Raw genomic sequence first — 10650 nt, 5'->3', positions numbered from 1 at the left:
CATGGTCTGCGCGGGAGCGTGCCGCACCCTCGTCCCCCTTTTGGGGCTGTGTGTCCCACTTCTGGTCGTCTGAGGAAGCGTGTGGCGGCCAAAAGTGGGACATGGTCTCCGCGGGACCGTGCCGCACCCTCGTCCCCCTTCTGGGGGTGTGTGTCCCATTTCTGGTCGGTCGAGCGAGGCGGAGACAGCGAGAAGTGGGACGAGGGTGCCCGCAACGCAGGCGGCATCCCCTCAGAATGCGCGCAGGTTGGCCTGCAGGCCCCCTTCCACGTATTCCTCGCGCAGGATGCCGCGACGGCGCAGGATCGGAACCAGGTCGTCGAGCAATCGGTGGACGGTGACCGGGTGCAGGTCGCCCCACAGCAGTACGCCGTCGTTGCCCCACTCGCCGAGCTCCTCGATGCGGTCGGCGAACTCGTCGGCGGTGCCCACGAAGCCCGAACCGTCGTTCAGGCGCCCGAGGCGGGCGTGTGCGGCCAGCAGGGTGCGCAGGGGCGCGTCGGCGTCGTGCGCGCCGACCAGACGGCGGATGCTGCCCTCCGACACGTGCTCGCCGAAGATGCCGCGGTCCAGCGGGGCGTCCAGATCGAGCGCGGTCAGGTCGGTCTCGAGGTCGCTCGACTGCTTGCGCGCGATGGCGATGAGCGCGTCGTCGTCGGGGTGGGCGGATGCCGCGACCAGGCGGTCCGCCTCGTCGGGCGATGACACGAGGACGGGTTGGATCGCGAAGAGGATCTTGATGTCGTCGGCGGCGCGCCCGGCGGCCTCAGCGGCGGCGTGGATGCGCCCGCGGTAGGCGCGGATGCTCTGCTCGTCGAGGGGTGCGAGGGCCAGCTGCACGTCGGAGTTGTGCCCCGCGAACGACAGTCCGCGTCCGGAGCCCCCGGGCGACACGATCGCCGGCTCGCCGTCGGTGAAGGGGATGGCGTTCAGCGGCCCGTCGAAGCCGAAGTATTCGCCGCGGTGGGGCGTGGCATCCATTTTCGTCCCGTCGGCGTAGACCCCCGATTCCTCGTCGACGACGAGCGCTCCCTCGCCCCAGCTGCGCCAGAGCTGACGGATGCCGTCGAGCCACTCCTCGGCACGGTCGTACGCCGCGTCGTGCCCGAGCTGCGCCGCGGTCGAGAAGTGGCGGGCGCTGCCGGTGTCGGTGACGACGTTGAGGCCCAACCGGTGGCCGCTGAGGTGCTGGAGGGTCGCGAACTGCCGGGCGGCCGTGTACGGCAGGTACGCCGCGGGGTTGACCGTGGGCACGACGCCGAGGTGTCGCGTGGCGGCGAAGAGGTATGGCGCGAGCAGCAGCGGGTCGTGCTTGGGGCCCCCGAAGGCGTGGCGCACGCGCAGGTCGATCGTCTCGGCACTGCCCAGCGACGGGGCGTCCTCGATGATCAGCAGGTCGAACCCGGCCTGCTCGAGGGTGCGGGCGGAGTCCTGATACAGCCCCGGCTCGGTCCAGCGGTGGTTCCACCGCAGGTACGGGTGCCCCCAGCCGTGCGGGCCGAAGCCGCGCGCGAGGAACCAGCCGAAGTGCTGCAGGCGGCTCACAGCACGACCGTCTCGCGCTCGGCGACGGGGACGCCCACGAGCGCCTGGTCGAGATCGGCGAGGATGTCGTCGATGTCCTCGATGCCGATCGACAGGCGGATCGTGCCCGGGTACACGCCCGCGTGCTCGCGTTCGGCCACCGACCGGGCTGCGTGCGAGGTGCTCTGCGGGTGCAGGATGAGCGAGCGGACGTCGCCGAGGTGGGTCATGTGCGTGATGAGCCGGACCGACTGCACGACGTGGCGGGCGGCCTCGAGGCCGCCCCGCAGCGTCACCGTGAACACCGAGCCGCTGCCGCGACGCAGGTAACGCTGGCCCAACGTGTGGTGGGGGTGCGAGGGCAGCCCGACGTAATCGACCCGCTCGACCTCGGGGCGCTGCTCGAGCCACGTCGCGACGGCGAGCGCGTTCTGCGACTGCCGTTCGACGCGCAGGCTCAGGGTCTCGATGCCCTGACCGATCAGGAACGCGTTCAGCGGCGAGGGCGAGGGGCCGAAGCGCGGAGCGACGCTCTCGCGGATGTAGGCGCCCCGCGCGCGGCGCCCGTGCTTCTCGGCGTAGCTGGCGCCGCCCAGGCGATCGGTCTGCACGAGATGGGGGAAGAGATGACCGGATGCCGCGGCGTCGAAGCGTCCGTCGTCGACGATGACGCCGCCGAGCACCGCCCCCTGCCCGGCCAGGAACTTGCTCGCCGAGTGCACCACGATCGCGGCGCCGTGCTCGAGCGGGCGCAGCAGGTAGGGCGTGGTGAAGGTGCTGTCGACGACGAGCGGGATGCCGCGCTCGGCGCCGATCGCGGCGATGGCCGCGACGTCGAGCACGTCGTTGCGCGCGTTCGAGAGCGTCTCGGCGAACAGCGCCTTGGTCCGCGGGGTGAGGGCGGTGCGGACGGCATCGTGGTCCGAGACGTCGACGAAGGTCGTGTCGATGCCGAGTCGGGCCAGGTTGTCCAGCAGCAGACCGCGTGTGCCCTCGTAGATGTGCTCCGACACCACGACGTGGTCGCCCGCGCCCGCGAGGGACAGCAGGGCGACCGTGACGGCCGCCTGTCCGCTCGACACCAGCACCGCCTGATCACCGCCCTCGAGAGAGGCGAGGCGCTCTTCGACGGCGTGCACGGTGGGGTTTCCCGTCCGGCTGTAGCCGAACCCGGCGCCCGTGCCGAAGTGCGCGGCCGATTCGTCCAGATCGCTGAAGGTGAACCCGGCGGTGAGGTAGATGGGGGTGGCCCGCGGCGTCGCGGGGGCGGTGGCGGAGCCGGCGTGCACCTGCCGGGTCGAGAATCCGGTGTCGTCGCTCGTGGTCACGGGCGCGCTCCTTCCTGCGGCGTCGGACGCGACCGCGCGGCGGGGACGGCATCCGGGGGTGTTCGGGTCGGGACAGGTTCGCACGGTCGCGCCCGCCGCCGCGACGTGTGCGGCGCCGTGTTACGCGAGGAGGGGCACGGCGGCCGGTGGTATCGTGACCGGGTGCGGATCGCTCGCCTCCTCCTTAGCGGCCGCGACGAGACCTTGTTCTAGGCCTTTCTCGTCGCGGAGTTCGTCGCGGGCCTCACACCCCCTTCCGAGGAGAAACGCCAGACATGAGCACCCCATCGATCGACGGCATCCGGATTCCGGATCGCCCCCGCACCCTGGCCGAGAAGGTCTGGGACGACCACCTGGTGGTCAAGGGAGAGAACGGTCAGCCCGACCTGATCTACATCGACCTGCACCTCGTGCACGAGGTCACGAGCCCGCAGGCCTTCGACGGTCTGCGCGCCGAGGGGCGCCCCGTGCGCCGCCTCGACCTGACGATCGCGACCGAGGATCACAACACCCCGACGCTGAACATCGACAAGCCGATCGCGGATCTGACCAGCCGCACGCAGATCGAGACGCTGCGACGCAACGCCGACGAGTTCGGCGTGCGCATCCACTCGCTCGGCGACAAGGAGCAGGGGATCGTCCACGTCGTCGGCCCGCAGCTCGGCCTCACCATGCCCGGCATCACGGTGGTCTGCGGCGACAGCCACACCTCGACGCACGGCGCATTCGGCGCGATGGCCTTCGGCATCGGCACGAGCGAGGTCGAGCACGTCCTGGCGACGCAGACCCTGCCGCTGAAGCCCTTCAAGACGATGGCCATCACGGTCGAGGGCGAGCTGAAGCCCGGTGTGACGGCGAAGGACATCATCCTCGCCATCATCGCCAAGATCGGCGCGAACGGCGGCCAGGGCTACGTGCTCGAGTTCCGCGGCAGCGCGATCCGCTCCCTCTCGATGGAGGGGCGCATGACGATGTGCAACATGTCGATCGAGGCCGGCGCCCGCGCCGGCATGATCGCCCCCGACGAGACGACCTTCGCCTACGTCAAGGACAAGCCCCACGCCCCGCAGGGGCAGGACTGGGACGACGCGGTCGCCTACTGGCGTACCCTGCCCAGCGATGAGGGCGCCGTCTACGACGCCGAGGTGTTCCTCGACGCCGCCGAGCTCGAGCCGTTCGTCACGTGGGGGACCAACCCCGGCCAGGGCGTCTCGCTGAGCGACGTCGTCCCCACGCCCGCCGACATCGCCGACCCCAACGAGCGCGCCGCCGCCGAGCGTGCGCTCGAGTACATGGATCTCGCCGCCGGGACGCCGATGAAGGACATCCCGGTGGATGCCGTCTTCATGGGCTCGTGCACGAACAGCCGCATCGAGGACCTGCGGGCCTTCGCCAGCGTCATCCAGGGCCGCACCAAGGCCGAGAACGTCCGCGTCATGGTCGTGCCCGGTTCGGCGCGCGTGCGCCTCGAGGCCGAGGCCGAGGGGCTCGACAAGGTGTTCGAGGCCTTCGGCGCCGAGTGGCGTTTCGCCGGATGCTCGATGTGCCTGGGCATGAACCCCGACCAGCTGGCCCCGGGCGAGCGTTGCGCCTCGACCTCGAACCGCAACTTCGAGGGACGCCAGGGCAAGGGCGGTCGCACCCACCTCGTGTCGCCGCTGGTGGCCGCCGCCACCGCTGTGCGCGGGACGCTCTCGAGCCCCGCCGACCTGGGCCCCGTGCCCAGCGAGACCGTTTCGACCGGGGCGGAGGCCTGACATGCAGAAGTTCACCACCCACACCGGGATCGCCGCGCCGCTGAAGCGCTCGGCCGTCGACACCGACCAGATCATCCCGGCCGTCTACCTCAAGCGCGTCACCAAGACCGGCTTCGACGACGCCCTGTTCGCCAACTGGCGACAGGACCCGGAGTTCATCCTCAACCAGGACGCCTACCGGTCGGCATCCGTCCTGGTCGCCGGTCCCGACTTCGGTACGGGATCCAGCCGCGAGCACGCGGTGTGGGCGCTGCGCGACTACGGATTCCAGGTGGTGCTGAGCCCCAAATTCGCCGATATCTTCCGCGGCAATGCGGGAAAGCAGGGCCTGGTCACCGGCGTGATCTCCGAGGACGACGTCGAGAAGATCTGGGCCGTGCTCGAGGCGCAGCCCGGCATCGAGATGACCGTCGACCTCACCGCGAAGACCGCCACGGTGGGCGACCCTTCGACAGGCTCAGGGCACCGCCTCCAGGTGTCGTTCGAGATCGACGATTACACTAGGTGGCGGCTTCTCGAAGGGCTCGACGACATCGGGCTCACGCTGCGTGACGAAGACAAGATCACGCAGTTCGAGGCGCGCCGCGAGGCATGGCGGCCCCGGACCCTTCCGGTCCGCTGAGCCCGATCGACCCGATCGGGTCGTTCTGCCGCCCCTCGTCCACGAAGTGAGGTCCACCCCCCTATGAGCACACTCATCACCGATTCCGGAGACCAGACCCCGGGACAGCCGGACTGGGAGGCGGCCGAGACCCTGACCATCCGCGGCGGTCGGCCCCTGCGGGGAACCGTCGAGGTCAAGGGTGCGAAGAACCTCGTGACCAAGGCGATGGTGGCGGCCCTGCTGGGCGAGACGACCAGCACGCTCCGCGACGTCCCCATGATCAGCGACGTCAAGGTGGTCCGCTCGCTCCTCGAGGTGCACGGCGTCACGGTGACCGAGGGTGACGAGGAGGGCACGTTCCACCTCGACCCCTCGGGCGCCGTCGCCGCGCACTTCGAAGAGATCGACGCGCACGCCGGAGCCTCGCGCATCCCGATCCTGTTCTGCGGACCGCTGCTGCACCTGCTCGGCGAGGCCCTCATTCCCGATCTCGGTGGATGCCGCATCGGCGACCGCCCGATCAACTTCCACATGGACGCACTGCGCGCCTTCGGCGCCGTCGTCGACAAGAGCTACGAGGGCATCCGCATCACCGCGCCCAACGGGCTGCACGGCGCCAACATCACGCTGCCTTACCCGAGCGTGGGCGCCACCGAGCAGGTGCTGCTCACGGCCGTGCGTGCGAAGGGCGTCACCGAGCTGCGCAACGCCGCGATCGAGCCCGAGATCATGGATCTCATCGCCGTTCTGCAGAAGATGGGCGCGATCATCTCGTACGAGCCCAACCGCGTCATCTTCATCGAGGGCGTCGACAAGCTCGTCGGCTACGACCACCGCGCGATCTTCGACCGCAACGAGGCCGCCTCCTGGGCGTGTGCGGCGCTGGCCACCGACGGCGAGATCTTCGCCAAGGGCGCACGCCAGCAGGACATGCTGACCTTCCTGAACGTCTTCCGCAAGGCCGGCGGCTGGTTCGACGTCCGAGAGGACGGCATCCTGTTCCGCCGTGGCGACGAGCTCAAGCCCGTCATGGTCGAGACCGACGTGCACCCGGGCTTCATGACCGACTGGCAGCAGCCCCTCATCGTGGCGCTCACCCAGGCACCCGGAACCTCGACGGTCCACGAGACGGTCTACGAGAACCGCCTCGGCTTCACCGCCGCGCTGAACAAGATGGGCGCCGACATCGTCGTGCACCCCAAGGGTCTCGCCAGCGCCGACCGCCGCGTGCCGCGTCGCGACCTCGAGCAGGCCGCCGTCATCAATGGCCCGACGCCGCTGCACGGCGCCGACGTCGAGGTGCCCGACCTGCGCGGCGGGTACAGCTACGTCATCGCGGCCCTCGCGGCCGAGGGCGAGTCGACGGTCCGCAACATCGGCATCATCCGTCGCGGCTACGAGAAGTTCCTCGAGAAGCTGACGGCCGTGCACGCCGACTTCGACGTCGTCGGCTGATCGTCGTGGCCGCCTCGCCTGAGAAGAGCCGGCCGAGCGCCTTCTGGCCGCTCGCGGCGATCATCGTGCCCGTCACGGGGCTGTTCGCGCGCATCGAGATCCGCGGGGCGGAGAACCTCCCCCGCGAGGGGGCGTACGTACTCGCCCCCAACCACAACTCGGAGTTCGACCCGGTGATCGTCGCGGTCGCCGTCTGGCGGCTGGGCCGCGCGCCGCGCTTCATGGCGAAAGAGAGCCTGTTCAAGGTCCCCGTGCTGGGCGCGGCGCTGAAGGCGACCGGAATGGTCCCGGTGCCGCGCACGTCCACGAGCGCGAACCAGTCCATGAAGGCGGCCGAGCAGATCGCCCGCGACGGCCGCGGCGTGATCGTCTACGCCGAGGGCACGCTCACCCGCGACCCCGACCTGTGGCCCATGCGGGGCAAGACCGGGGCCGTGCGCCTGGCCCTCGCCGGCGATCTGCCCCTCATCCCGATGGCGCAGTGGGGCGTCCAGCAGATCCTGCCGCGCTACGGCAAGCTGAGGTTCCCCCGCCGCGCGCACGTGATCGTCGAGATCGGACCGGCGATGGACCTCTCGGCCTACGCCGACGCGCCGACGCAGCCCGCGACGCTGACGAGGGCGACCGACGAGATGATGAATCGGATCACGTCGATGCTGTCCGGCATCCGGGGTCTTCCGGCCCCCGCGGAGCGCTGGAACCCGTCGCAGCACGGGCAGAACGAGACGGGTCGCCTTGAGTCGTAGGAACGTCCAGCCCGTCGCGGGACCCAAGGTCGCGGTCGTCGGAGCCGGCAGCTGGGGCACGACGTTCGGCAAGATCCTCGCCGACGGCGGGGCGACGGTCGTCATGTGGGCGCGCCGACCCGAGCTCGCCGCCGAGATCACCGAGTCCAAACGGAACAGCCGCTATCTGCCCGGCATCAACCTGCCGCGCTCGATGACGGCCACGACCGACCTCGCCGAGGCGCTGCGCGGCGCCGAGCAGATCTACCTGTCGGTGCCCAGTCAGTCGCTGCGCGAGAATCTCGCGGCGATCCGCCCCTACGTCGAAGACACCGACGTGCCGCTGGTGTCGCTGATGAAGGGCGTCGAGAAGTCGTCGGGCCTTCGCATGAGCCAGGTCATCGAGCAGGTGCTCGAGTGCGATCCGGCGCGGATCGCCGTGGCATCCGGACCCAATCTCGCCCTCGAGATCGCCCGTGAACAGCCCACGGCGGCCGTGATCAGTTCGCTGAGCCCCGAGACCGCCGAGGCGGTGGCGCGCCGCGCGCGCAACAGATACTTCCGCTCGTTCGTGAACACCGACGTGATCGGCACCGAGTTCGGCGGGGTGCTGAAGAACCTCATCGCTGTCGCGATCGGCATCGTGGACGGCGTGGGCTACGGCGAGAACACCAAGGCCTCGATCATCACGCGGGGCCTGGTCGAGATGACCGACTTCGCCGTCGCGCAGGGCGCGCAGCCCGAGACGCTGCAGGGCCTGGCGGGCCTGGGCGACCTGATCGCGACGTGCCAGTCGCCGCTCAGCCGCAACAACACCGCCGGGCGCCTGCTGGGGCAGGGGTACGGCTTCCAGGACGTGGTGACGCAGATGCAGCAGACCGCCGAGGGTCTGGCATCCGTCGCGCCCGTCCTGCAGCTCGCGAAGCAGGTCGGCGTGGACATGCCCATCGTGCAGCAGGTGAAGATGGTGCTCGACGGCACCATGGACCCGCGCGACATCGCGCCGCACCTGACGACAGACGACGACCAGCCGCAGGGCGAGAGGACGCAGAATGACCAGACCGGTGGTGGTGGTGCTCTTCGGCGGGCGCTCCAGCGAGCACTCGATCAGTTCCGCCACGGCGGGCGGGGTGCTGCGCGCGATCGATCGTGACCGCTACCGGGTGATCCCCGTCGGCATCACCCGCGACGGCGCCTTCGTCCTCGAGGACGACGACCCCGACAAGTTCGCGCTGCGCCCCGAGGCGCTGCCCGAAGTGGTCGACAACGGCACGCGTGTGCGCCTGCCCGACTCGACGCTGTCGCGTGAGTGGACGGTGTCGGATGCCGCCGGCGAGCGCTCCCTCGGCGACGTCGACGTCGTGCTGCCGATCCTGCACGGCCGCTTCGGCGAGGACGGCACGGTCCAGGGACTGCTCGAGCTGCTCGGCATCCCGTACGCCGGAGGCGGCGTGCTCATGTCGGCCATCGGCATGAACAAGAACGTCACCAAGCGCGTGCTGCGCTCGGCGAACGTGCCCGTGGTGCCGTGGGTCGCCGTGACCCGCGCCGACCTGGAGCGCGACCGCGGTCTGTGGGAGCGTCGCATCCGCGCCCTCGACCTGCCGGTCTTCGTGAAGCCGAACGAGGCGGGCTCCAGCGTCGGCGTGACCAAGGTGTCGCGCTGGGAGGACCTGGATGCCGCCCTCGACACCGCCTTCGCCGAGGACGGCCTGGTGCTGGTCGAGAAGGCCATCGTCGGCCGCGAGGTGGAGTGCGGCGTGCTGCCCGGCCGCGACGGCGGGCCCGTCCGCGTCAGCGTCGCCGGCGAGATCGTCGTCACGGGTCGGGAGTTCTACGACTTCGAGGCCAAGTACCTCGACGCACCCGGCGTGGAGCTGGTCTGCCCGGCGGACCTGCGCGACGGGGAGCTCGCCGAGATGCAGCGGATCGCCGCGCAGGCCTTCGAGGCCATCGGCGGCCAGGGCCTGGCGCGCGTGGACTTCTTCTACACGGGGACCGAGTTCTACGTGAACGAGGTCAACACGATGCCCGGGTTCACCCCGATCTCGATGTTCCCGACCTGCTGGATCGCCTCGGGTCTGTCCTACCCCGACCTCATCAGCGACCTGCTGGAGGCCGCGCTCGAGCGGGCCTGACCCGGCCCGTGCCTCTCTGCCCGCGGGCGACCGCGCAGTGGACGGACCGGCGGGGCCGGGACGTCAGGGCGCGGGCGTCGCGTCGGCGGCCGAGGTGCAGACCGCGCCCGTCGCGGGCAGGTAGTCGCGCACGAGCGGGCCGATGGCCTGGGCGACGTCGGCGCTGCTCGCGGACTCGTAGTCGAGGAAGATCTGCAAGGCGGGGCTGCGGCCGAACGTCGTGAGCGTGTAGCGATTGTCGGCCGCCTGCGACTCGTCGACCAGCCAGTCCACGCCGTCGAACGAGCGGCAGGGCAGCGTCGAGGGCCCCGGGGTCTCGAGTCCGCAGGTCAGCAGGATGGCGGCCGGGTCGCCCCAGGCGCCGGTGGACTGCGCGTCGGTCCAGCGCCGCTCCTGACCCGAGATCGACTTCGGCAGGCGCGAGATCACTTCGGCGCAGGCGGGGTCGTTGGCGTCCTTCGCGGGCTGCATCGCGACCGTGGTGCTGCACGCGGCCAGACCCGGCAGCAGGGCGAGGGCGGCGAGCAGCGCGAGGGGGCGGAGGGAGCGGGACACCCTTCCAGGCTAATAGCGTGGGAGGGTGACAGACGCCGAGACCACCGTGGGGGAGCTGTCCGAGGGGCAGATCCTGCGCGGCATCCTGGACCGCCTCCCCGCCTCGACCGCTCCGGTGGGACCGGGCGACGACGCCGCCGTGCTGGCGGTTCCCGACGGTCGGGTGGTCGCCACGACCGACACGCTCGTTCACGGTCCGGACTTCCGGTTGGCGTGGTCGTCGCCGTTCGACCTGGGTTTCAAGGCGGCGGCGGTCAACCTGGCCGACGTGGCGGCGATGGGCGCGCGCCCGATCGCCCTGCTGGTCGCGCTGGCGATGCCGGATGCCACACCCGTGTCGTTCGTCCGCGGTTTTGCCGACGGTCTGGCCGCCGCGTGCGCGGAGCTGGCCCGCGGCTGCGCGGTCGAGGGCGGCGACCTGACGGTCTCGGACACGCTCACGATCGCGGTGACGGCGCTCGGCAGCCTGGACGGGCGCGATCCCGTCCGGCGTTCGGGGGCACGGGTCGGCGACGGCGTGTACGTCATCGGCGAGCTCGGTGAGGCGGCGCGCGGGCTGGCCGT

General features: G+C 70.8%; 10 protein-coding genes. 7 read left to right on the top strand and 3 right to left on the bottom strand.

Annotated elements, in window-relative coordinates:
* Positions 1–231: 231 nt before the first annotated feature.
* Complete coding sequence (locus QZ433_RS13340) at positions 232–1545, bottom strand: LLM class flavin-dependent oxidoreductase (protein WP_295784378.1); 1314 nt, start codon at positions 1543–1545, stop codon at positions 232–234.
* The gene (locus QZ433_RS13335; protein WP_295784375.1) at positions 1542–2852 is read right to left on the bottom strand and encodes a PLP-dependent transferase; all 1311 of its coding nucleotides are present in this window, start codon (positions 2850–2852) and stop codon (positions 1542–1544) included. Before QZ433_RS13335 ends, QZ433_RS13340 begins: the two co-directional genes overlap by 4 nt.
* 275 nt (positions 2853–3127) lie before the next feature.
* On the opposite strand from QZ433_RS13335, the gene leuC reads away from it, so the two are divergent.
* From leuC to QZ433_RS13305, 6 genes are all read left to right on the top strand, one after another.
* Entirely contained in the window at positions 3128–4609 is a 1482-nt protein-coding gene (gene leuC / locus QZ433_RS13330) for a 3-isopropylmalate dehydratase large subunit (RefSeq protein WP_295784373.1), read from the top strand.
* Between the two features lies 1 nt (position 4610).
* Positions 4611–5231, top strand: coding sequence for a 3-isopropylmalate dehydratase small subunit (gene leuD / locus QZ433_RS13325; RefSeq protein WP_295784371.1), 621 nt, complete (start codon positions 4611–4613; stop codon positions 5229–5231).
* Positions 5232–5294: 63 nt separating this feature from the next.
* Positions 5295–6668, top strand: a complete 1374-nt coding sequence (gene murA, locus QZ433_RS13320; protein ID WP_295784370.1) for a UDP-N-acetylglucosamine 1-carboxyvinyltransferase — start codon at positions 5295–5297, stop codon at positions 6666–6668.
* 5 nt (positions 6669–6673) lie between these two features.
* Positions 6674–7414, top strand: coding sequence for a lysophospholipid acyltransferase family protein (locus QZ433_RS13315; RefSeq protein WP_295784368.1), 741 nt, complete (start codon positions 6674–6676; stop codon positions 7412–7414).
* A complete protein-coding gene (locus tag QZ433_RS13310) occupies positions 7404–8546 on the top strand; it encodes an NAD(P)H-dependent glycerol-3-phosphate dehydrogenase (RefSeq protein WP_295784366.1) in 1143 nt (380 codons plus the stop codon). The genes QZ433_RS13315 and QZ433_RS13310 overlap by 11 nt, the downstream gene beginning before the upstream one ends.
* Positions 8446–9531 carry a D-alanine--D-alanine ligase family protein gene (locus QZ433_RS13305; protein ID WP_295784364.1) on the top strand — a complete coding sequence of 362 codons (1086 nt, stop codon included), beginning with the start codon at positions 8446–8448 and terminating at the stop codon, positions 9529–9531. Before QZ433_RS13310 ends, QZ433_RS13305 begins: the two co-directional genes overlap by 101 nt.
* A 63-nt stretch (positions 9532–9594) precedes the next feature.
* On the opposite strand, the gene QZ433_RS13300 is transcribed toward QZ433_RS13305, so the two are convergent.
* Positions 9595–10086 carry a DUF3515 family protein gene (locus QZ433_RS13300; protein ID WP_295784362.1) on the bottom strand — a complete coding sequence of 164 codons (492 nt, stop codon included), beginning with the start codon at positions 10084–10086 and terminating at the stop codon, positions 9595–9597.
* A gap of 25 nt (positions 10087–10111) precedes the next feature.
* Here QZ433_RS13300 and QZ433_RS13295 point away from each other — a divergent pair.
* Positions 10112–10650: AIR synthase related protein (locus QZ433_RS13295; RefSeq protein ID WP_295784360.1), on the top strand; the 539-nt coding region annotated here is incomplete at its 3' end.

The sequence above is a fragment of the uncultured Microbacterium sp. genome (assembly GCF_913776565.1).
Classification (GTDB): Bacteria; Actinomycetota; Actinomycetes; order Actinomycetales; family Microbacteriaceae; genus Microbacterium.
The sequence above is the reverse complement of the archived record's forward strand: the minus strand, read 5'-3'. Positions and strand labels throughout refer to the sequence as shown.